Raw genomic sequence first — 23,480 nt, 5'->3', positions numbered from 1 at the left:
GCACACTAAACCCGTGCGATAGACAGATCAATGTTTAGTTTAGCGATGTCGACGATTTCCTGCTTAAGCTCCGCGGACATCAAAGGATGGCGTTGTAACCAGGCATCAGGCAAGGTGAGCTGCAATGTTTTATCGATACCGGCTAATGCAAACTCTGGCATCACATCATCTTTACGACGTTTTGATAAAATTACCGATAATCGTAATATGGCCAGCAATTGATAGGCAGATCCTAACTCGGCGAACGTTTGGCGCTTAACTAGCGCCATATTTAAATCGGTTTTGTAATTTCCGACCAACGCGCACAATAGTAAGCGCTCGGGTGTCGAGAAACCAGCAAGATCGGCATGTTGCAGGATATAAACTGCATGTTGCTTATTGCCTTTATATTCGAGTTGTAGACCGATTTCGTGGAGCACACAGGCGGATTGCAAAATACTTCGGTAATGTTGTGGTAATTGCCACGATGCCCGGAGCTGTTGGCAGGCCTGATCGGCAATGTCGGCAACTCGGTAGGCTTGTCGTTCGTCAATATTAAATCGGGCAACCAACGCGTTCAGCGTGCGTATGCGAATATTCATATTACGCATATTTGGCAACAGCTCGTACAGTAACCCTTCTCGAATCGCGCCGCCTGCCAGTTGCAATTCGTCAATACCCAAAATGCGAAACAACGCGGTTAATATTGCCAGTCCACTGACAAATACGGGTTTGCGCTCATTGACTAAACCGGTGATGTTAAGGTGTTTGAGATCACCGCAGTCGATAGCTTGCAGTTTGAGTTCTTGCAGCTTGGCCATAGTGATAATAGGTAATCTGCCTTGAGCAGATAAAACTTCGGTGATTGCCTGTAAGGTTCCGGAAACCCCCAAAGTGCTTTCCCAACTAGCTTGGCGAAAAGCTTGGGCAACAGGGCTTAAAATTTGTTCGGCTTGGTGTTCTGCGGCGGCGAATGCTTGCTCTGTATAGGTTTGCTCGGCAAAGAACTTTTGATTGAATGTAACACACCCCATCGCCAGTGATTGCATAAGCTGCGGTTCAAAGCCCTGCCCGACGATCAATTCCGTGCTCGCCCCGCCAATATCAATGACCAGGCGGTTATTTTGAGAAATGGTGGTGTGGGCAACACCAAGGTAAATCAGTCTGGCTTCTTCTTCACCGCTAATGACTTTAATGTCATGGCCAAGAATGGATTGCGCTCGGCTAATAAAATCCGATGCATTTTGGGCGAGACGCAGCGTTGCGGTCGCAACAATCTGAATATTTTCAGGAGGAATATCCTGTAGGCGTTCAGCAAAAAAACTTAAACATTCCCAACCCCGCGCCATAGATTTGGGATCCAGGTGATTATTCTCGTCGAGTCCAGACGCGAGTCGAACTTTACGCTTTACTCTATCTACCACCTGGACACTATCGGCGACCAGGCGGGAGATCATCATATGGAAACTGTTGGAGCCAAGATCAATGACGGCGTAGAGTGGCTGGGTATGAGACGGTGTATCTGCCATCATCCAATGATCCTGTATTTACTGCCTTGGGCGTCGTTGGTGTGGGCGGTTGCTTGGCTTCCCACCTTTCCCACCTCGACCACCGCGTGGCTGATGACGACGTTGCTTCGGTTTTGGTTTTGGTAAATCCGTCAGTAACGCATCGGGGTCATATTTACTAACCGGTAAGCTGTGCTCGATATACTCTTCGATGGCAGGAAGATTAAATACGTAATCTTCACAGGCTAAGCTAATTGCATGACCAGTGGCGCCAGCGCGACCGGTACGGCCTATACGGTGTACATAATCTTCGCAATCGTCGGGTAAATCATAGTTAAACACATGGGTAACGGCTGGAATATGCAAACCACGGGCAGCAACGTCAGTGGCAACGAGAAAATCCAGTTCGCCACTGGTAAACTGCTCAAGAATTTTCAAACGTTTTTTCTGAACCACATCACCTGTGAGCAATCCGACACGAAGTTTATCGGCGTGCAAATGCGCGTAAATGTTTTCGCAGCTGTGTTTAGTATTTGCAAAAATAATTGCTTTATCCGGCCATTCCTCTTCAATGATCGTTTGTAGCAATGCCATTTTATCTTCATTAGACGGGTAAAACAGCTCTTCGGAAATACGGATGTTGGTTTTTTGCTCAGGCTCAACTTCGACACTGACTGGATCGTTCATGTGCTCGAATGCCAGTTCCTTAACGCGAAACGATAAAGTTGCCGAATAAAGCATATTCATGCGTTCAGTGGCCGGTGGCATTTTTCTGAACAAATAACGGATATCTTTAATAAAGCCTAAATCAAACATGCGATCGGCTTCATCGAGAACCACGGCTTCAATGTGATTTAGCTTGTACACACCTTGCTTGTAGTAATCGATAAGACGGCCACAGGTACCAATCAATATATCTACACCGTTTTGAAGTTCCTGGCGTTGACTTTCATAACCCTCACCCCCATATACAACACCAAGACGCAAACCGGTTGCTTTAGCCATCTCGAGAGCATCTCGATGGATCTGAATTGCAAGTTCACGAGTCGGAGCCATTAAAATGGCGCGAGGTTGATTATGGTCAGCTTTCGGCTTTTGCAGTAAATGGTGAAAAGTCGCCGCCAAAAAGGCGATGGTTTTACCTTCACCGGTTTGAGCTTGTCCGGCAATATCCTTGCCTGACATTAAAATAGGTAACGATTTGGCCTGAATCGTCGTGCAATATTGAAAGCCCATCGACTCTAAGCCTGCCACTACTTGCGGTGCCAGGTCAAAGTCGGAAAACTTACTTTCGGTTAAATGTGTTTTTTTCATACGTCAAAGAATAACACTATCTAACTGATCAATTAAGTAATATCTGGTTGGTGGCGAATAAATTCGCGGATAGCGCAGTAGATTGGGGCTATTTCCGGATGAGAGTAACTTATAATGTAAATTTCTTTCTTCAATTGAGCGAAATTCGTTATTCTATTGTAACAATCATTGGTTAATTCTTGCATTCACGATTTAGATCGATAAGATTATGCAACATTGTTGGCAGGTAAGAAGCTTGCCCTTCTAACGGAGATAAAAATGAGCGAGAAAATTGTTCAGCTTACAGACGACAGCTTTGACGCTGATGTTATTAACGCTTCTGGCCCGGTTCTAGTGGATTTTTGGGCGGAATGGTGTGGTCCTTGTAAAATGATCGCTCCTATCCTGTCAGAGATTGCTGAAGAATACGATGGCAAGGTAACAGTTGCCAAATTAAACATCGACCAGAATTCAGGTACGCCACCTAAATTTGGTATCCGTGGTATCCCAACGCTTTTATTGTTTAAAGACGGTGCGGTAGCAGATACGAAAGTCGGTGCGTTATCTAAAAACCAGTTAAAAGAGTTTTTAGAAGCAAACCTGTAATTGCTTATGTTTAAAAAAGGTCGGCTTGCCGGCCTTTTTTAATCCGTTTATGGAAAACTTCCACTCAATTGGCGGATTGCTTTACCTAAGCAATATTTAATGCTAACTTAAACAACATACATATCTATTTAATCCATAAACCTTTTCGTTCTGACTGCTTCCCGGCACGTTAAAACATTGTAAACACTTATTACATAACAAGACCCATCCTATGAATCTAATTGAACTCAAAGATAAACCTATTGGCGATCTGATTAAGCTTGCTGAACAAATGAAGCTTGAACATTTAGCCAGAACCCGCAAACAAGATGTCATTTTTGCTATTCTCAAAGCGCACGCGAAAAGTGGTGAAGACATTTTCGGAGGTGGTGTTTTAGAAATATTACAAGATGGTTTTGGATTCTTACGATCGGCGGATTCGTCTTATTTAGCCGGTCCGGATGATATTTATGTATCGCCTAGTCAAATACGTCGCTTCAGTTTACGTACCGGTGATACCATTTTTGGTAAAATTAGACCACCGAAAGACGGCGAACGATATTTTGCCCTGTTGAAAGTTAATGAAGTGAACTTCGACAAACCTGAAAACTCCCGCAATAAAATCCTTTTCGAAAATTTAACACCCATTCACGCCAATCAACGTTTAACCATGGAACGTGGTAACGGTTCAACCGAAGATATTACCGCCCGTGTATTGGATTTGGCATCACCAATTGGTAAAGGACAGCGTGGTTTGATTGTGGCACCACCAAAAGCCGGTAAAACATTACTTTTGCAAAACATTGCCCAAAGTATTGCTCACAATCATCCAGAATGTGAACTTATGGTATTGCTGATTGATGAGCGCCCAGAAGAAGTTACTGAGATGCAACGCCTGGTAAAAGGTGAAGTTGTGGCATCGACCTTTGATGAACCAGCATCGCGTCACGTACAAGTGGCGGAAATGGTGATTGAAAAAGCCAAGCGTTTGACCGAACACAAAAAAGATGTGGTGATTTTATTAGATTCGATTACCCGTCTTGCCCGTGCATATAACACCGTGATCCCATCTTCAGGTAAAATCCTGACCGGTGGTGTAGATGCCAATGCTCTGCATCGTCCGAAACGTTTCTTTGGTGCTGCCCGCAATATTGAAGAAGGTGGCAGCTTAACCATTATTGCCACGGCGCTAGTTGATACCGGTTCGAAAATGGATGAAGTTATCTACGAAGAATTTAAAGGTACCGGTAATATGGAATTGCACTTATCTCGCAAAATTGCGGAGAAACGTGTATTCCCAGCGATTCACTTTAATCGCAGTGGTACGCGTCGTGAAGAACTTTTGACTAAGCCAGATGAACTGCAAAAAATGTGGATTCTGCGTAAGATCGTTCACGAGATGGGTGAGATTGACGCCATGGAATTCATGATTGATAAGCTGGCAATGACCAAGACCAATAATGAATTCTTTAATTCGATGAAGCGCTAGTAAAAATCGCGCTCATAGAGAACCCCAAAGGGAAGCTTCGGCTTCCCTTTCTTCTTTCCTAAATGCCAATATCGTGCAAACTCTGTGGTTTGAGCGATAATATGAATTCGATTGAGTTGGTGATTCTCCACGAAGCTTATCGCTGCAATCGCTGTCGCAAGACGCGCATTTTCGTGATGCAGCCGGTGAGCAATTACCGCATAGACTTGGTATAATATCCGCCATAAATAGCAATGATAAAGAGAAGTGAGTTGACGGAAGTAACAGGTAAACGCCTGAATAAATTTATCAGTGAATCTGGGTTTTGTTCCCGCCGGGAAGCGGATAAATTAATCGCGGATCAACGCGTTAAAATCAATGGTCAATTGCCCGAGTTAGGCACAAAAGTCATGCCCGGCGATCAAGTGCTGGTGGATGGCAAAACCATTGATGCCAGTCCTGAAAACAAATCTGATCGTATCTATATTGCGTACAATAAACCGATCGGTATTACCTGTACCACCGAACGTCAGGTCCGCGGCAATATCATTGATGCCATAGGCCATAAACAACGTATCTTTCCGATTGGTCGGCTTGATAAACCGTCTGAAGGTTTGATTTTTCTTACCAGTGACGGAGATATCGTCAATAAGATATTGCGTGCGGAAAATGCCCACGATAAAGAGTATCTTGTTACTGTGGATAAGCCCTTGTCGCCGCGTTTTGCCGAACGTATGGCCCGGGGGGTGCCAATTCTCGGTACGGTCACTAAACCCTGTCAGGTTACGATTCTCAATAAATTTGTGTTTAAGATTATTCTGACGCAAGGGTTAAACCGACAAATTCGCCGGATGTGCGAATATTTGGGTTATGAAGTAACGAAATTAAAACGCACCCGCATTATGTCGGTCAGCGTTGATAAGTTAAAGCCAGGAGAGTGGCGCAATCTAACCCATAGAGAAATGCGGGAAATCAATAGCGCGGTGGCAAACTCGAGCAAAACGGCGGTCAATTTGCCTGGTGCTGACAATAAGGGCAGCACGGACAACAACAGCGTTTGGGCAGAGCCAAGGCAGAGGAACGCCAAGCCGAGTCCTAAGTTTAATCCTTATGAGCAGAAGAAAACCCCGCCTTCGCCAACACGCAATCCGCAATCGGATCAGGAAAAAAGCGCACAGTCTCCTCAAAATCGTAAGCAATCAAAAACTACAAAGCCCGCCAAGCCGAGAAAGGGCACGTTAAAGCTAAACCGCGAATAGCGGACTGAAAAATAGCCACGACTACGTAATAAAGCGCTTCGGCGCTTTTTCTATTGTCCGTTATCCGCATCGCCAACACAGTAAGCGACTTTCTTTTTCAAGCCGATTCCCCTGACATTTCTAACCATTTTCCAGTTTATCCTTGCAGCGCAAAACGTGTAAGTCGCTTTCGTTAGTGTTTTTGTCTAAAGTTATCTTTATTGCCAGAGGCAGTTAGCCGGTGATTTACAAAAATGGAGATTAACTTAATGAAATTAGGTGCTTTTTCAGTTTCTTTAACGGTAAAAAATATTGGTGTTTCAAAGCAGTTTTATGAAAAACTAGGCTTTTCGCAAATCGGCGGTGAGCTGGAGCAAAACTGGTGCATTTTGCAAAATGGCGAGCACATTATCGGCTTGTTTCAGGGCATGTTTGAAAAAAATATGCTGACATTTAACCCTGGCTGGGATCAAAAAGCATCTAATCTTGATGAGTTTCAGGATGTTCGAGATATTCAGGCTCATTGTCAACAGCAGGGATTAACGCTACTTAATGAAGTCGCCGCGGATACGTCGGGACCTGGAAGCTTTATGTTAGAAGATCCAGATGGCAACCCGATCCTAATCGACCAGCATCGCTAAACAGCGGTGTTGTTTATTCGGTTTTTATAACAATGAGAAACCCTAATAAATACCAACCCATAGGGTACAATTAACTTATTAATAATATTAAAATTGTTGTCGTAATTTTGGTAACAATTGCCATACTGATTGTAAGGTCTGCGCGATTTAGGCCGACGGTACTTTTATTTCTCCCGACATAAAGAATTCAGCGTTTGTTCATGAGGTTGTACTTGCTCTTTTTGCAAAGGAATCTGCACAATAAATTATCCATGCCTGCACTGATCAAACTGTTAAGGTCAGGAATTGCCGCATGCTTGTGTTTATTGCTGATAACAACCCAGGTTCAAGCCGCAAATTTGCAGCTTAAAATGGCGGATGACCTACCGCGGAAATTTAAGAAAAACATACGCGCTCATCTTGGCGAGCTGCCAACCACGGAAGCTGAGCGGGAAGGTTTTGTGTTTACCGCACATGACAAAACCAAAGCCGCGTTACAGGCGCTGGGCTATTACCGCAGCCATATCAATATCCGAATTAACAAAGAAGCTCAGCATAATAATCACCAAGTTTGGCGATTATTTATCGGGGTGAAATTAAATGAGCCTACCCGATTCGATGATATTCTGATTGATATTCAAGGAGAGGCCGAGCTCGATCCGAAGTTTTTTGAACTGATCACCAATATACAATCCAAATTGCTTAAGTCCGGTGATGTCGTGGATCACGGTGTTTATGAAGAGGTGAAGTCAAAAATATCGTCACTGGCGTTAGATCGCGGTTATTTTGACGGTAAATTCGCTCAATCTCGATTGGCGATCAGGCAGGACTTCAAAAGTGCCGACGTGGAGTTGGTGTATCACAGTGGCCGACGATATTATTTAGGTGAAGTACAGTATTCTGAATTTGATCTTGATCCAGAAATTCTCGACGTGCTGGTGCCTTTTGACATTGGTGAGCCTTATACCAGTCAGCGAGTCATTCAGTTTCAAAACCAGCTACAGCAAACCCAGTATTTCGGAAATACCCTAGTCGTACCGGACCGCAAGGACGCGGTAAATCAATTGATCCCACTAAAAGTCACGCTCGGAGAGACCAATTCACACTTTGTGGATGTCGGTATTGGTTATGCTACCGATACCCTGTTTCGTATTTCAACGAGCTGGCGCACGCCGAAAATTAATCGCTATGGTCATAGTCAGGAAACCAGAATCGAGTATTCGCAAATCAACCCTACCGGCAGATTCACCTACCGTATCCCCTTATCACACCCAATACGCGATCTACTGCAATTTCAGGTAACTCTGGAAGACGATGAATATGGCGGTTTAGTGAGTAAATATCTTGAAGGTCGGGTCGCCAATGTTCGAATCTATGATAAATGGAGCGCCCAATATTACTTACGCTATTTAACCGAAGGGTGGCGTATTCAAGATTATGCCGACGATGAAGTGGACAACGGCAGTTATCTGATGCCCGGCGCTATATTTAGCCGTACTATGCGCAGCGGGCCACAGCTCGATCCCTCCTGGGGCTTTAGTCAGTTCTATATCTTCGAAGGTGGTGCGCAAAGCGTTGGCTCTGATACCAATATTTTAAGAGCCATTGGCCGTTGGCGATTTATTACCACGCCAATGCGTCGTCACCGTATTGTGTTAAGGGCGGAAGTGGGGATCTCAGATATTTTTGATGAATCTAAGTCAAACCTGCCGCCTTCGTTACGTTTTTTCGCAGGTGGAGATCAAAGCATTCGAGGTTTTGATTATCAATCTCAGGGACCGACTGAAATCATAAATGAAGGAGAATTAGCCGGTGAAGAAGTGGTTGTGGGCGGAAAACGATTGGCATTAGCCAGCGTTGAGTACCAATATTACTTTACCGAAAAAATTCGTGGAGTAGTTTTTAGTGACGCGGGTAACGCCACCGATAATATTCGTATTGATCCCGTATATTCTGTCGGTCTTGGTCTTCATTACATTTCTCCAGTTGGTGCGATACGGGTGGACTTTGGTTATGGTATCAGTGAAGACGATCCCAGCTGGAAATTGCATTTTAGCTTGGGGGCTGAGCTGTGAAGCTTAAGTCTATAGGTAAATGGTTATTGTCATTCGTATTGACAATGCTGGTACTGCTTCCGCTGTTAATTTTCACCCAAATGGGCAACCGCTTAATTATTGCGGGTCTGAACTTATTGCCTTTTTTGAAAATGGACTTTGAACAGGGGCATATTCTCAGTGATGCCAGTTTTAAACGGATAGAGTTGGACTTTACTGTCATTATTATCCGAATTGACGATCTCAATTATTCGTTGCAGGCCAGATGTTTGGCCAACTCTAAATTATGCATAACCGCTATGCAGGCAAGCGGAGTTTACATCGATATGCCTGACATTGATGACGACGAGCAAGAAAAGCAAGATGCGGATAATCAACTCATTGTATTGCCCATCGACCTGCGAATCGAAAATGTTGAGGTTACACAGTTTATTTTTAAACAATCGGCGATAGCGATACAGGCGTCTGAGTTCAGTGCTAATTTACATGCGAGTGACAGTCATGTAACGGTTAGTGATGGTCAATTAGCACATCTTGACGTCACCTTGTTGGATGACGCTCACTCAAAAGCTAGCGAAGATAAAGATTCGAAGCCCGGTAACACCGAACCTAATACGGAAACTAACACTAAACCTAAGGTTAACGATAAGGTCTCAAAATCGGCTAACGAATCAACCTGGGCGCTGGCGCAGCTGCCGGATGTATTTATACCGATAGATTTACAGCTTTTAGAATTTAATCTCGAAAATTTTGCATTAAAGCTTGCGCCTGATCCCGAAAAAATTGCCCCGATTCATACCAGCAAGTTAACGCTTGCGGCTCGTTGGTCAGGGTTTCTTCTTGATGTGGAACGTTTTGAGCTGGCGTCTAAGGACTATGGTCGCGCAGATATTAACGGCCATATGGATTGGCAATACCCCTGGGGAACGGAATTTATCCTAAATACCGAAATCGATAAATTTCCATGGTATGAGCCGCTTCAGGGAAGCAAGCAACGGGTGAATGTGTCTGGAGACTTTTCTCAATTGTCGGTGCAACTGACCAGTGATGGGCCAATTAAACTGACCGCGGATGTGCAAACGGATCTGGTGGATAGCAAGCTGCCGTTTGTGGCGAATGTGCAAAGTCCTAAGCTCGATTTGCAGCCGTTAGTTGCACAGCCATTGGTAGTCAAAAAAGTCCAGTCTCAGATTTCTGGTGACCTGCAAAGCCAGCAAGTGAATGCGCAATTGGTATTGCAAGGCTTTGGTTATCAACAAGGTGCCTTAACCCTTACTGGAATTCATCGCAAGCAAGCACTCAATCTGAGTTCGTTCCGCTTTCATGATACGCCATCGGATTCAGTGATCAGCGGTCAGTTAGATCTTGATTACGGTGCTGAGCTTATCGTAAAACTTGATGCCAATTTGCCAGGTTTCCAGTTACCAGAAGTTACGGTCGGGACCGTTCCAATCCAAGGAAGGGTTAAAGGGCAAGTACACCTTTTCACAAAGCTGGATACCAATCAATTACCCAAAAGCCTGGAGCAACCGGGCAAATGGCAATTGTCGTCCTATAACACCAATCTTGAAGGGATCGTCAATGAACAACCGGCGGCGGTAGCGGCGAACTTTTCCATCGATCAGGATTTAGCAGTAAAAGATGCAATGTTACAGGTGCGCTTTCAGGATTCTCTTTTGAATTTAGAGGGTTACTCCGATGAAAACTGGCATGTCAATGGTACTTTGCAAGGTGCAGAGTTTCATCGATGGCATCCAATGTTGCAAGGTCAGCTCAATGGCGACATTCGTATCCGTGGTGAACTGATGGTACCAAATCTTGTGGTGGATGCTAGCGTCCAGAATGTTCAGTATCAAAATATTCGTGTGCCTGACGCGGATATTGATATCAGTTACTGGCCAAGTCGGAGTCATAAGGCACAGGTGTCAATCGGCAGCGAAAGTGTCAATATTGGCAAATATCAGGCGTCTGGCATTGCGGCGTTGTTGCAAGGGGATTTAAGTCGTCAGCAATTAACGCTCGATTCTCAAGGCGATTTCCCTGTGCATCTGGTCGTAGAAAATCAACTCGACTTAGAGCAGTTAACCAGTCAACTTGATATTCAAGAAGCGCATTTACGATATTTAGAGCATTTGTGGGCTTTGGAAAAAGGGTTCTCATCAACGGTTGATATTAATCAACAGTTAGTCACCTTGTCGCCCCATTGCTGGCAACAAGGTGACAATGAAATTTGTGTCACCCAGCCAGGGAAACTGGCAAACGATGGCGACATAGCGCTAGGCTGGCACTTACAGTTGGGAGACTATGACCACTTTCTATTAGGGAAAAAAGTGAAAGTCGATAGCCGTATCTCGGGTAAAGCGAATGTCAGTTGGCAGGCGCTCAAAATGAACCAGCTTCAACTTGAAAATACCATCGAAAAAGGCTCATTAACACTTATCGGCGATGAGCAACAGTCCACATTGTTGACCTGGACCCAGGGTCACATCAACGCCCAGGCGGATGAATCTCAGGCGACCTTGGATTTATTTCTGAATCGAGATGATGATACGCAATTGATTGCTGGCGATGCCCGTATTGATCTGGGCCAGGATACGTTACCAATGCAAGGGAATCTGGACATCGAACGGTTTCAGATCCATTTAATCGAAGAGCTTGTGCCGGGGATGAGTCGCGCTCGCGGAGATTTCTCCGCAGCCATTGATTTTTCCGGGTCTGTTACGGCTCCTATTTTGTCTGGCACCATGTCATTACACGATGGTGAATTGGCGACTTACCAAAGCCCGAATACCATAGACCACATTGATGTCGATATGGTGTTTAAAGGGCAAAGTGCCGATGTTGAAGGCGGCTTTCTGATTAAAGACCATCCCGGGGAGATCACTGCCAATCTCGATTGGCGAGATGGGTTCAATGCCAATGCCCGTCTATTTGCTGAAAAACTCCCGATTTTATTTCCGCCAAGTTTAGATGCCTTAGTATCCACAGATATTCATTTGGATCTTGAAGGTCAGCTGGCCAAAATCAGTGGAGAGATTTCGGTACTGGACGGCTTACTCAAGCTTGAGGATTTACCCGAGGGTAGTGTTGAATTGAGTGATGATGCGGTTATTGTTGACGCTTCTGGAAAACAGGTTAAAAAAGAAAAAACGTTTGCGGTAACCAGTGACGTTGACCTTGCGATTAATCCAAAATTCCGCCTCAAAGGCCAGGGTTTTAAGGGCAACCTTGGCGGGAAACTAAAAATTCGTCAGGAAAAATTCCAACCGGTGCAATTATTTGGTGTCTTGAAAATTGCCAATGGCAATTATAAAGCTTATGGCCAGGATCTGGATGTGAAAAGTGGTGAAATCACTTTTGTCGGCTCGCCATCAAACCCAACCATTAATGTCAAAGCGGTAAGAGAAATTAAGGATGAAAGTGTGACGGCAGGACTTTCAATTATCGGCCCCACAGATGCGTTGAGCCTGACGTTTTTTTCTAACCCAAGTATGCCACAACCGGAAATTTTATCTTATATAACCCGCGGTCGGGGGCTTGATTCGAATTCCGGCGGTGGGGCGGCAGTCGGGGTGGCGTTAGCCAGTGCCCTTACCAAGACAACACCTTTGCAAAATGTCGTGCAAAAGCTACCACTGTTAACCGATGTGAGTTTAGATGCTGAAGTCGAGGGGGATATAACCCAGGCCACGATTAGTGGTTACCTGGGAGAGCGAATTTTTCTCAAATATGGTGTGGGTGTTTATGAGCCCATTAATGAGCTCACAGTGCGTTTATATCTGATGTCCAGGCTTTGGCTTGAAACGGTTTCTGGCCTGGAAAACTCTGCGGATATCTACTATTCCTTTGAAATCGATTGAAGAGCAATTAACGGTGTAACCAACTGAGTAAGCTTAAACGCTTGGCACCAGCCCAGGGCGCGACTGGCTGTACTGCATGGCTCTGTGGGATCTTAAAAACATTCATGGTATTGAATGCCGGGATCAATGCTTTATCGATATTCCCTTGCTTGTCGTAAAACGCCAGATGTCCACCCCAGTTAAGCTGCCAGTTTTTGGTCAAAGAAAATGTACAGGCTGCAACGCGATCGTGTTTAGGGTGAATATCGTCGTGCTCACTTAAAAAGTGCCCTGGCGCATAATATGATGCATAGCTATCTGCTTTGTTAATTTTTTCTTCAGCGGTCAAAAACCGCATTTTATCCAAATAAACATCACTGTTTACAAAATCTTCAAAAGCATGCAATGGGTGGTTTGGGTTCTCTCCAAGCTCAATCGCCTGACTGATGTAGTACTGGAAAAACACATACTGAAAATGGTTTTGAGCGCGCTTTTCAATATTGGATTTAAATTGATGGCGTTGCTCAGGACTCAGTCGCTGCAAATCTTCTAACGTACTTTCGTAGAATTGATTGCCATGGTTATAGGCAAGGTACCATTCCTGATGAGCTTGCAGTAATTGTAATAAATACTCTGCAGTATCGTTGGTAAAAAAGTTTTGGATCTGTAATCGAGACGTTGTTTGATATTCAAGTTTCAATGCGTCCCAATCGAGATCGGGGTTAATTTTTATCTGGGTACTCATACAAAAGCAAGGGTTAAAGCAATTAATGTCGTTCATTCTCGCATGACAACGAGGCTAACGCTACGGTTTATTTGTACCAATTTAAAGGTATCAGTAATGCAGAATCATCAGTTTAACACTCGATGATTCTCTAATGATAACGGGCTTGAGAACCGTGTTTCGAATAAGGTTTGTTGTTGTCGCTGTATTGTCTTTAAGCGCTCATTATCCGTTGTTAAGCGTATCTCCTGAAGCTTACTTTCATTGTCATCAACTTTAATGATTTGTATCGAATCGGTTGTTTGTTCAATGGTGATGTATCGGCAATCTTGCAAATCAATTTTGGTGACCGGAAACGAAGGCAGATCTAGTAACAAAGCACCGCGAAAAGACTCGATTTCGATACGATAGGAAGCCGTTGCCCCAGACCGTTGAAAACTGCCATTTAGCTGAGTGTCGCCAACGCGAACCTGAAAATCGATGTCGCTTAATAACGAAGGAATTCTTGGTGCAAAGGTGATTTCTTGCTTAATTAAATCTGGGCGAACGCCTAAGAAATATTGATACCAGACTCTGAGGTGTTCTGCATTGGACCAGGCTTGTAAATACGTCCCGGTGATTGTCGGTAAGGTTTGCAGTTGGTGCGGATAAGCATCGGCATTTTCGGCCAATCCCCCGACCACTCCACGGTGCAGTGCCTGCTCATTCATATTCGAAAATAATTGATAGGCGATGTCCGGGCCGCCGACTTCAATCATCCGTTGCATGGCAATGCCATTATTCCATAACCAGACAGTGCCATTGTGATAGGCAGCATCCTTGTGGTATTTCTCGGTTAAATGAAATGGGTGAAAATCGATATCGCGATTATCCAATGATGCCACACCCCAGGGGTACACTAATTGTTGCCATGAGGTTTTTGTCGCATTACTGACAAAACGGCTGTCTTCTATCATATCAAAAGCATAAAGCTGGTTAGGGCGCAACTGCGTATCCGCTGAGCCATCTTGGTTGAGATGATCGACAAGGTAGCCTAAATCATCGAGAATAAAATCCTGGGTAAAATTGCTCTGCAGTTTATCCCGCGCCTGTTGCCAGCGAAGCCGTGAGGCTTTGTCATTCATTACTTCGGCAAAATAAATACCGGCATTGAGTTGTTCAAACCATAGCGCCTGAATGTCGTTGGCGCGTGTTCCGCGGGGTGAATAGGGAACCTTGTCAGGCTCACGCCTGGCATCCATCCAGGTTTCGTTATCGGCATGCAATAAGTAACCTTTACTATCCACCCAGTTTCGCAATGCGCCATCAATCGAATCTTTGACATTCGGATACAGTCGTTTAATTAAGGTGGTATCGCCGCTGTATTGAACATAATGAAGCATTTCAATCACAAAACGCGGAGTACCGTCGGTGGTGTGATAATCAATATCTTCGATTCTTACCCGGTTTGGCACCCGACCAAAAAATTTAGATTCCGGGTCCCGGTCTTGAAACTTAGCAAATGCGGTGATCATATCCCGCGCAAATTCAAACTGACCGGTTACTAATGTCGCACCTGGCAATGCAATAAAGCTATCTCGACCCCAATACTCATTAAACCAGGGTAATCCTGCGTAAATGCCCTTGCCGTGCTGGTTGGTCATCAATGAATCAAGATTTAAAATTTGCCACTGAATCGCTTTTACCAAGTCCACATCGCGACTCTGTAAATAGGCATTGCCAGTAAGTAAGGTAAGCATCCGTTGTTGGCGTTGTTGTTGCCAGCGTTCGTCATTTTCACGAGCGCTTTTAAGCGTTGCCGAGAGGGTTTCAATATTATCTCCAATTAACACATAGAAACCTTTTTCGCGGCTTTTTGCATCTTTTGGCAGCACAATCGGTGCAACGGCTATTAGCTTTTGTGGTGCTTCGTCGGAACGATATAGAGTCATCTCAGCATGCTGACGAGTCTGGGTTATCTGTGCTCCGGTTAAGGTCAACGCTACTTGCTGGGCATCAGTGGATATGCTGATGCGAACAATGTCTTGATCGTCAAATAACGAAAGCTGTTCCACGGTTCCATTGGGGTACTGGCGAACTAATTTGTCAGGGTATACAGTAACGTTTGCCTGTTGGCGGTTAACAGAATCAGAATCCAGAGTGATTTGGTAGTCATTAAATAATCGTTTTTGGGCTAAATTGAAGCCCGCAAACCAGCGATGTTCTGGGTGATCATTATTATGGGTTTGAGTGTAATAATAGCCAGAACGTTTATTGGTAAACGAAACCGGTCGATTCTCACTTGCGCTGACATGAATGGCTAACGAATCGAGACTGATTTGTGGCGCAACCTGAGGTTTCTCGCTCGATGCGGTTTGATGTGGCTTCATCGTGGATGTTGGCTGGCAACCAATGATCAGGGCTATAACGGTTAAGTATAGGGAGAATCGATAAAACATCCGGGGAACTCCTGTTGAGATTGGTACGGCTCTATTGGCGAACACGCAAAGGTTGCGCCTGCATATGGGCGAATAACATCACATGGTAGCGTAGCAAAGATTGAATTCGGCGCTGGCAACGTTGCGCCGAATTGGCATCAGCGAAAGCCTTGAGAACACGAACTCTTTGATAGGCCCTGAAAATCAAATCGCCAGTCGACTGTTGCAGATATTGATTAAACTCGCGGATATTTGCGGTTGTCGACAGGCTTAATGGCTGTTGATTAAACTCTATAAAATCATACCCTTGCTGGCAATAATGACGAAATGCCGAATCTTCAAGGCTGGCAATTAATGCCGAACTGGATTGCGGATTCTCGAGCGCCTCTGCCAATAAACAGATATTGGTTTTGATTTCTTGTGATAATGCCCTGCTGGCGCCCTGCGCCAACCGTTTCGATTGCAGTTGATGCTGATATATATCAAACAGCTCTTTCCAAAAACTCATGAACGTATTGTGGTTCCTTCCCCTAATTGCAAATACCATAGCAGTACTTGCAACCTTGCATCAACCGCACTGCAATCGCTTATGGCACTGGCTGACCATTGCGCGCCTCGAGCAAGCGGTACCAGTCTTGGTGACGGTAGTTTAAATCAAGTGCTTGTTTTGCCATCGCTATGCGCTCTGGGTTGGTAGAACCTACGATTGGACAAATATTGGCGGGATGAATTAACAGCCAGGCCAGCGCAATGACCCATTTTTCACAACCATAGAACTCGGCCTGACGCTGGTATTCAAGATGAATTCGTTCGACATCTGCGGCACTGAATGTATTCCCCCAGGCTTCATAGGCGACGGTGGCAATCGGACACCAGGCCATTGGCGTAATGTGATATTGCTGACACTGATCTAACGTACCATTTTCAAAGGCACCGATATTGTGAATATTGATTTCAATTTGATTCACCAGTAAAGGTTCTTCCATTTTTGACTGCAATAATTCCACTTGCGATGGGCTGAAATTACTCACCCCAAAGTGTTTCACTTTACCTTGTCGGTTTAGCTCACTTAGCGTGTGTGCCACTTCTTCGGCATTAAATAGATAATCAGGACGATGCAATAAGAACATATCCAGTGCATCGATATTTAAGCGCTGTAACGAGCCCTCTACTTGGCCTATCAGGTAATCATGGGAAAAGTCATAACGACCCACTTCTCCTTGTACCGGCGTATTGGCAAAGCGTATACCTGCCTTTGAGGTAATTAACAGTTTGTCTCTTAAGTGCGGTTGCGACTTGAGCACCTCACCAAACAAGCTTTCGCAAGCACCATTGCCATAGATATCGGCATGGTCAAAGTGGTTATAGCCTTCATCGATAGCCGTTTCGATGGCACGTTTGCCCTTTGCATGCGCCTCTGCAGAATTATCGCCATTAATGCGCATGCAGCCATAAATCAGGCGCGATGATTCTATCGGCAGTTGTGGGATATGTAATTTTTTCATAGTGTTAGTTCATCAAAAGTTGGTTGTCTGATTAAGCTAAATCAACGGTTTGTGCAACGAGTTATAAAAGCTCATTCAAAATCACTTGGTGATCCTTAAAATTAAGGCTGCAGCCTTGTAAGAATCGGCGGATGTTTTTCTCTTGATACAAATCTCCCTGACTTGGTTGATTGGGTGCAATCGGTGGGAAGGTACCATAACCAGCAAGCAAGCAATTCCAGGAAACCGCATCGAAATGGGTATCAAGGTTCTGGCGCTCTATTTCGGCGCTTAAATCGCCACGTTGATACCAGCAATCGAGAATACTCACCAGAGATTGTGACAAGTGTATATTATCGCGATTAGCCCGCCAGTAATCACTGTCATCGCGAGTATTAAGTTTGTAGTGGGCAACAATATAATCTCGTACCCGCTCAAAGCGTTCGGTAATTTTTTGGTTGTATTCAGACGCATAGTGGCTGGAAAAGTTGCCCTTTTCCAATAGGCTGGCAAATAATTCAATACTCACTTGCACCAGATGCAATGCTGTTGCTTCTAATGGTTCAATAAACCCTTGAGATAAGCCTAATGCAAGACAGTTATGTGACCAATGCTGGGACAATTGCCCGACCTGCATCTTTAAGAATCGACATTCCTGCTCTGAATCCAACGCACCGATATGGCGACGGAACTCAGTTTCCGCCTGATCTTTGTTAATAAAGTCGCTACTAAAAACATAACCATTACCACAGCGGCTGGTAAGAGGAATTTTCCAGCACCAACCGGCACTTAATGCCGTTGCCTCTGTTTCAACTGGAATCATTGAATCCATCGAGGTTGGCATTACCACTGCGGAGTCGTTGAATAGATTGCTTTTGAAGCTTTTAAAAGGCACTTGAAGCGCTTTTTGCATTAATAGTGATGAAAAACCAGTACAGTCGATAAAAAAATCCGCGCCATAGGCTTCTCCCTTATCATCAAAAATTGTCTCCAGTAACCCTTGAGGAGAGCGCTTCGCCTGAGTGATGTGGGCCTGCTTATGCTCGACCCCTGCAGCAATCGCCTTATCTTTTAAAAACTGGCCAAGCTTACCTGAGTCAAAATGGTAGCCATATTCCATAATAAACGGAAAGTTTTCGGGGGTTATCGGGCCTTTTCCCTGAGTTGCAAGGACACCGTTTAGCAAAAAGTCATCAGGGCGCGTATGGGTGTCTAGCCCCATTCTCCGGGTTCTTGCGTTAACCAAAAAAGCGCGTTTAGTGAAAGTGTCGACTTGTGTGGTGAAAGGATGCGAATAATCTTTAATACCCGACTGTGGACTCCAGCCTTTAAAACGAATATTGACTTTATAGGTTGCGTCACATTTTGGCATCCACTCAGATTCTGGAATTTCCAGCTCTTCAAAAAAGCGTTTCAATGTTGGTGTCGAGCCTTCCCCGACACCGATTATGCCCACGTCTTTGGACTCGATTAAACTAATTTTCACCGAGGGATTATCATGCCACCGCTTGGCAAACAAGTTAGCAGCCATCCAACCTGCGGTGCCACCACCTAAGATCATAATGTGAAAAGGCTGTTGTTCAGGCATATTACTATCCACAGTATCGCTTTAAAAACTCATCATGCGAAGGAATCGCGGATAAGGGTTCACGTTTGATTGCTTTAATTTTTTTCAGCATTGCCTGCAGTTGCTCTGCAGACATGGTATTGGCCATCGGGTGGTAACTTGCTGGTACTATCCCTTGCCCTAACATAACTTGTAACCAAGAACTCTCTGTAAACAAATCATTTTGATCTCTGAAAAGCCTACCATCTTGCTTAAATAGTTCTATCTTATGAGCTAGTGTATCTGGTATCGCCATATCCCGCATTTCTTGCCAGAATAGACTATCAGTGCGCTGGTTTACATGGTAATGGAGAATAATAAAGTCTCGGACTTGTTCGAATTCTAGCTTCGATTGCTTGTTATACTCGGCAACTGTTGAGGCATTGATACCATGATGTGGAAACAGATGGACTAGGCGCACTACGGCGGATTGAATCAGATGAATCGAGGTAGACTCCAAAGGTTCAAGAAAGCCGCTGGACAACCCAACAGCAATCACATTTTTATGCCATTGTTGGTAGCGACGACCGGTTTGAAATTTGATCACTTTAGGATCGGTAATCGCTTTGCTATCAAGATTCCCCAATAATAAATTTGTGGCTTCATCATCACTGTAATAAGCGCTGTTATAAACCAGGCCGTTCCCATTGCGATGTTGAAGAGGAATGCGCCACTGCCAGCCGCCTTTGTGAGCAATGGACCGAGTATAAGGAAGAGTCTTCTCAAAACGCTCAGAGGCAACGGCTACGGCACGATCACAGCGTAACCAATGACTCCAGTCTTCATAACCAGTTTGTAAGGTCTGCTGAATGAGTAAACCTCGAAAGCCGGAGCAGTCTAAGAATAAATCGCCTTCTATGAGCCTTCCGTCTTTTAACTCCAAAGACTTTATATAACCGTTTTGTTGATCTTGGTGCACGCTAGCTACAGTGCCTTCAGTTCGTTTAACGCCCATTTTTTCTGAAAATTTCCGCAAATACTGAGCATACAGTCCGGCATCAAAGTGGTAGGCGTAAGGCATTTCTAGAATTGGATCTTTGTGTCGAATATGGGCATATTTGCCTTCTTCGGCAGCCAGAGCGTTTAAATCATAATTCCAAAGCTTAGTATCGTCTTCGAGTTCACCAGCGCGTTTTAAGAAGTGATGAAAATGACAGAACGCCATACTTTTTCCAGCGGTGCCAAACGAATGATAATAGCTATGTTTTTTGTTTTTCCAGTTTTCAAACTTAATGGCGAGCTTAATCGTGCCCTGAGTTTCTCGCAGAAACTCCGCTTCATTTAAACCCAGAACATCATTGAGTATTTTTATCCCCGGGATCGTAGCTTCGCCAACACCGACGGTGCCAATTTCGTTTGACTCCACCAGTTCGACGTCAATAGCTGCGCCCAACAATTTTTTTGTCAGCGCCGCTGAAATCCAGCCAGCAGTGCCGCCGCCGAGTATCACTAATTTTTTAATAGGTTGTTGCATAGCCAGAAACCTTCACAAACCTCTTTATTGGAAATAAAAGGTTGGGTAAAAAAAAACCTGTTAGAACTTATCCTAACAGGTTTTTCGAGTTGTTCAGAGTATCTTAGAACTCGTAGTTGATACCAAGTAAGTAGTTAGCACCGTAGTACTGATACAAGGTAACGAAACGAGAATCTGCTGCATCCGCCTGAATGTCGTCTTCTTCAGTAAGGTTCTGAACCTTGAAGGTGACACGAAGGCCATCAAGAGAATCGATGCCTGATTCGCTGAAGTCATAACCAATTTGTGCATCCCAAAGCTCACCGCCTAGGCTTTCAAATTCTTGTAGCATTAAGCTCAAACCGCGAGCTTCCGTTAAGAATTCATCACGCTTTGTTCCAGAGAGACGAATTTCAAAACCGCTATTTTCATAGTAAGCAGTAAATGAATAGCTTTCTTCTGAAAGACCAGGAATACGACCACCGTCATCCAATGCTCCGTCTAGGAAAGTTGCGCTACCTACAACACCGAAACCATCTAGGGCGTCTGCGAAAAGGTGGAATGGCAAGCTAGCCTGGAGTTCGTAACCACGTACGAACCCTTCGAAACCGTCAGTCGTTGTGCTTACAAAACCTTCAAACGTTTGTGGTGTAATGATTTCGCCAGTATCCGGATCCGTTACCTGATGGTAACCAGGGATATATTCTTCTGAGAAGTCCGTTAACACGTTACCTGAACGGTGCCAGTTGGTCAGATCTTTATAGAAGAAGGCTGCAGCAAAGTAACCATCATCGGCAAAGTAGTTTTCATAAGAAAGATCAAACTGGTTTGCTTCCAAAGGTTTAAGTGTTGGGTTACCAGCACTTCCGCTCCACGGACCATTTTCTGGGTCTGTGCTTTCTACTTGGTTTTGGTTGAACGAAAAACCAAACTGGTTGTTAGGCTTCATCTGATCCATACGTGGACGAGATTGTACTTTACCGATAGCAGTACGGATAAACTGATTCTCAGCAATTTCGAAGCTTAAGTTTAACGTTGGAAGAACGTCTGTGTAGCTGTCATTGCCAGAAACTGCAGTTGCCAGAGTATTACCAGTACCTTCTTCCGTTGTGGTTGAGAAACCGGTAGATGACTGATCTACGTCGATAACCTGAACACCAAAGTTACCGTTTACATAGATGCCTGCAAATTCAGTTTCAATATCAAGCTTACCGTAAAGAGTCGTGATTTCTTCATCGACTGTGTAAGTATCACCTAAACGGTCGTTTTGAACCAATGAAGCTTCAGTTGCTGTGTAATAACCTGATTTGAATAGACCTAAAGAGTCATAAGCCAGAACGCCATTGATACCGATGAAGCTTAAATCTGCAACACCTAAAACTTCAGGAATTGGTGCGTCATTAGGATAAGATGGTGCCGTTAGGTAATCACCTTCATTAAGTTTTGATTTGCTGCGATCTGAGTACATGATACCCGCTTCAACAGCTGAGATAGGACCCCATTCAACCACACCGTTTACAGACAAACGGATACTGTCTAGACTTTCTTCAAATTCTGGGCGGTTAACGAAACCGTCCTGGGCATCACCACCGATGATTGGAGCACCCCAAGCCTGAGGGCCTGCAAGGCGGATTAGACTTTCGTCAGTGTAATCAACACCTGGAAGAGTTGGGTGATCTGAATACATTACGCCAGTAGACGTCATTTCCCATGAACGTGCTGCAGTTGGACGATCAGGCATGCCTGCACGGCCAACACCTGAGTAACTTTCTACGTCAAAAAGAGATTTTTCAACATCACCAGTTGAAACGTCAGCTTCCAACGTCCAATTATCAGTTAAAGAATATTCAACGTTTAAACCGAACGTAGTTAAATCCGCTTCTTGGCTGCGGGCATCATTTCGAATAACCGAATGGAAACCATCCCAGTAACCGGAAGTAACAAGTCCGTCTTCAACTTCAGTTACGGTATAATTTGCACCGCCCCATTCCGGGCCGCCTTCTTCAAGACCACGTCGGACATCACTTTCTTTAAAATCAATATAAAGTGCATCAAGTTGTAGGATTAAGTTGTCTGTAGGTGCCCATTCAACGATTGCAGCTATAGAATCACGCTCAAGCATTGCTGAGCGTACAAATGAATCGTGACCACCAAGAATTTTTCCATCGTCGGAATCTGCATAACCCCATGCGCGGAATTGTTGCTCCTGACGCGGAGTTTCCTGGGTCGCTACGGTTAGGGCAAGACCTAAAGTGTCGTCAGCGAATTGATCAACCCAGTTGAAAGATAAACGATGACCATTGTTGTCATAGTCTGGGTTGGCTGCATCTTCAGCATTTTGCTCGTAGTCAGCATTGATAGTGAATGTAGAGTCAGCATTTAATGGACTAACGGTTTGTAAATCGATAGTACCACCGATACCTTGACTTACCAGACCAGCTTCAGGTGTTTTGTAAACAATAATGTTTGAAACGATTTCGGTAGGGTATAAGTCATATTCAACACCACGGTTGTCACCCATACCTAATAATTCACGACCGTTCAATGATGTTCCAACGTAGTTTTCGTTAAAACCACGTACTGACAAACCACTGGTACGACCGTTACGGCGCTCACCAGAAAGGCCTGGTAAACGAGAAAGAGATTCGGCAACTGAGGTATCTGGTAACTTACCGATATCTTCAGCAGAGAGCACTTCAACGATTGAGTTGGTGCTCATTTTGATAGCTTGTGCTTTTTGAAGACTACCACGGATACCCGTGACTTCAATAACTTCAACTTCTTGTTCCGCTACCGCTTCTTCAGCAGCAGAAGACACTGAACTCATTGCCATCAGGCCGGTAGATACCAGCGCCAACGCCACCTTGTTCGGCTTAAAATTTAACATGTTGTTTCTCCCCGTATACATCCATGCATCATTATTGTCTTAATCATCCTGATTAAGTTATCTGTGTTTTCTGTGCAAAAATCACCCGATTTTCGCGTATTCTGACTATGGTAATGGCACTGGTCGAATAAAAGAATTCCTTGCATACGTATTCATAAAAGCAGCGTGCAGGTTTAACAACTTTTACTGACGGTTAACAAATAGCCATCAAAAGCCATTTGAAACAATAGGTTATTGGTTGAATATTGCAAGGTATGGATGCCTTTACCATTGCCTGAATACGTATGCATTTGCTAATTCAAATTGCTTGGAGCATCCTAGCGAA

Annotated in this window: 15 protein-coding genes; 6 read left to right on the top strand and 9 right to left on the bottom strand. The window is 44.4% G+C overall.

From position 1 onward, the window contains the following. Positions 1–5 precede the first annotated feature (5 nt). Both FE810_RS08115 and rhlB read right to left on the bottom strand, forming a co-directional pair. A complete protein-coding gene (locus FE810_RS08115; RefSeq protein WP_246036989.1) occupies positions 6–1,511 on the bottom strand; it encodes a Ppx/GppA phosphatase family protein in 1,506 nt (501 codons plus the stop codon). A gap of 15 nt (positions 1,512–1,526) precedes the next feature. Then, positions 1,527–2,801 carry an ATP-dependent RNA helicase RhlB gene (rhlB, locus tag FE810_RS08110; protein WP_138319553.1) on the bottom strand — a complete coding sequence of 425 codons (1,275 nt, stop codon included), beginning with the start codon at positions 2,799–2,801 and terminating at the stop codon, positions 1,527–1,529. A gap of 258 nt (positions 2,802–3,059) precedes the next feature. Between rhlB and trxA the strand changes: the two genes are divergently transcribed. The 6 genes from trxA (at position 3,060) to FE810_RS08080 (ending at position 12,605) form a co-directional block, all read left to right on the top strand. Next, entirely contained in the window at positions 3,060–3,386 is a 327-nt protein-coding gene (gene trxA / locus FE810_RS08105) for a thioredoxin TrxA (protein WP_138319552.1), read from the top strand. Between the two features lie 211 nt (positions 3,387–3,597). Then, positions 3,598–4,854, top strand: coding sequence for a transcription termination factor Rho (gene rho / locus FE810_RS08100; RefSeq protein ID WP_138319551.1), 1,257 nt, complete (start codon positions 3,598–3,600; stop codon positions 4,852–4,854). 251 nt (positions 4,855–5,105) lie between these two features. Next, on the top strand, positions 5,106–6,092 hold the full coding sequence (gene rluF, locus FE810_RS08095; RefSeq protein WP_370738926.1) for a 23S rRNA pseudouridine(2604) synthase RluF: 987 nt from the start codon (positions 5,106–5,108) through the stop codon (positions 6,090–6,092). A gap of 248 nt (positions 6,093–6,340) precedes the next feature. After that, a complete protein-coding gene (locus FE810_RS08090) occupies positions 6,341–6,712 on the top strand; it encodes a VOC family protein (RefSeq protein WP_138319549.1) in 372 nt (123 codons plus the stop codon). A gap of 251 nt (positions 6,713–6,963) precedes the next feature. Then, on the top strand, positions 6,964–8,766 hold the full coding sequence (locus FE810_RS08085) for an autotransporter assembly complex protein TamA (protein ID WP_171022307.1): 1,803 nt from the start codon (positions 6,964–6,966) through the stop codon (positions 8,764–8,766). Then, positions 8,763–12,605, top strand: a complete 3,843-nt coding sequence (locus FE810_RS08080) for a translocation/assembly module TamB domain-containing protein (RefSeq protein ID WP_138319547.1) — start codon at positions 8,763–8,765, stop codon at positions 12,603–12,605. The genes FE810_RS08085 and FE810_RS08080 overlap by 4 nt, the downstream gene beginning before the upstream one ends. Before the next feature lie 7 nt (positions 12,606–12,612). Here the strand turns inward: FE810_RS08080 and FE810_RS08075 are convergent, their stop codons facing one another. From FE810_RS08075 to FE810_RS08045, 7 genes are all read right to left on the bottom strand, one after another. Beyond that, the gene (locus tag FE810_RS08075) at positions 12,613–13,329 is read right to left on the bottom strand and encodes a 2OG-Fe(II) oxygenase (protein ID WP_171022306.1); all 717 of its coding nucleotides are present in this window, start codon (positions 13,327–13,329) and stop codon (positions 12,613–12,615) included. 107 nt (positions 13,330–13,436) lie between these two features. Next, positions 13,437–15,746 carry an amylo-alpha-1,6-glucosidase gene (locus FE810_RS08070; RefSeq protein ID WP_138319545.1) on the bottom strand — a complete coding sequence of 770 codons (2,310 nt, stop codon included), beginning with the start codon at positions 15,744–15,746 and terminating at the stop codon, positions 13,437–13,439. Between the two features lie 31 nt (positions 15,747–15,777). Next, positions 15,778–16,233 (bottom strand): hypothetical protein, encoded by a 456-nt coding sequence (locus FE810_RS08065; RefSeq protein WP_138319544.1) that lies wholly within the window; start codon positions 16,231–16,233, stop codon positions 15,778–15,780. 79 nt (positions 16,234–16,312) lie between these two features. Next, complete coding sequence (locus tag FE810_RS08060) at positions 16,313–17,230, bottom strand: aldo/keto reductase (protein ID WP_138319543.1); 918 nt, start codon at positions 17,228–17,230, stop codon at positions 16,313–16,315. A gap of 61 nt (positions 17,231–17,291) precedes the next feature. Beyond that, the gene (locus FE810_RS08055; RefSeq protein ID WP_138319542.1) at positions 17,292–18,797 is read right to left on the bottom strand and encodes a tryptophan halogenase family protein; all 1,506 of its coding nucleotides are present in this window, start codon (positions 18,795–18,797) and stop codon (positions 17,292–17,294) included. 4 nt (positions 18,798–18,801) lie between these two features. Next, entirely contained in the window at positions 18,802–20,289 is a 1,488-nt protein-coding gene (locus tag FE810_RS08050) for a tryptophan halogenase family protein (protein WP_138319541.1), read from the bottom strand. A 103-nt stretch (positions 20,290–20,392) separates the two neighbouring features. After that, complete coding sequence (locus FE810_RS08045; protein WP_138319540.1) at positions 20,393–23,155, bottom strand: TonB-dependent receptor; 2,763 nt, start codon at positions 23,153–23,155, stop codon at positions 20,393–20,395. Positions 23,156–23,480 lie beyond the last annotated feature (325 nt).

This window comes from Thalassotalea litorea (genome assembly GCF_005843925.1).
Lineage (GTDB): Bacteria > Pseudomonadota > Gammaproteobacteria > Enterobacterales > Alteromonadaceae > Thalassotalea_A > Thalassotalea_A litorea_A.
This window is presented reverse-complemented; position numbering and strand designations above follow the sequence as displayed.

Excerpts from the sequence above, each read along its gene's own strand:
- FE810_RS08115 (WP_246036989.1), bottom strand. The coding sequence starts at position 1,511 with ATGATGGCAGATACACCGTCTCATACCCAGCCACTCTACGCCGTCATT.
- rhlB (WP_138319553.1), bottom strand. The coding sequence starts at position 2,801 with ATGAAAAAAACACATTTAACCGAAAGTAAGTTTTCCGACTTTGACCTG.
- trxA (WP_138319552.1), top strand. The coding sequence starts at position 3,060 with ATGAGCGAGAAAATTGTTCAGCTTACAGACGACAGCTTTGACGCTGAT.
- rho (WP_138319551.1), top strand. The coding sequence starts at position 3,598 with ATGAATCTAATTGAACTCAAAGATAAACCTATTGGCGATCTGATTAAG.
- FE810_RS08090 (WP_138319549.1), top strand. The coding sequence starts at position 6,341 with ATGAAATTAGGTGCTTTTTCAGTTTCTTTAACGGTAAAAAATATTGGT.
- FE810_RS08085 (WP_171022307.1), top strand. The coding sequence starts at position 6,964 with ATGCCTGCACTGATCAAACTGTTAAGGTCAGGAATTGCCGCATGCTTG.
- FE810_RS08075 (WP_171022306.1), bottom strand. The coding sequence starts at position 13,329 with ATGAGTACCCAGATAAAAATTAACCCCGATCTCGATTGGGACGCATTG.
- FE810_RS08070 (WP_138319545.1), bottom strand. The coding sequence starts at position 15,746 with ATGTTTTATCGATTCTCCCTATACTTAACCGTTATAGCCCTGATCATT.
- FE810_RS08065 (WP_138319544.1), bottom strand. The coding sequence starts at position 16,233 with ATGAGTTTTTGGAAAGAGCTGTTTGATATATATCAGCATCAACTGCAA.
- FE810_RS08060 (WP_138319543.1), bottom strand. The coding sequence starts at position 17,230 with ATGAAAAAATTACATATCCCACAACTGCCGATAGAATCATCGCGCCTG.
- FE810_RS08055 (WP_138319542.1), bottom strand. The coding sequence starts at position 18,797 with ATGCCTGAACAACAGCCTTTTCACATTATGATCTTAGGTGGTGGCACC.
- FE810_RS08050 (WP_138319541.1), bottom strand. The coding sequence starts at position 20,289 with ATGCAACAACCTATTAAAAAATTAGTGATACTCGGCGGCGGCACTGCT.
- FE810_RS08045 (WP_138319540.1), bottom strand. The coding sequence starts at position 23,155 with ATGTTAAATTTTAAGCCGAACAAGGTGGCGTTGGCGCTGGTATCTACC.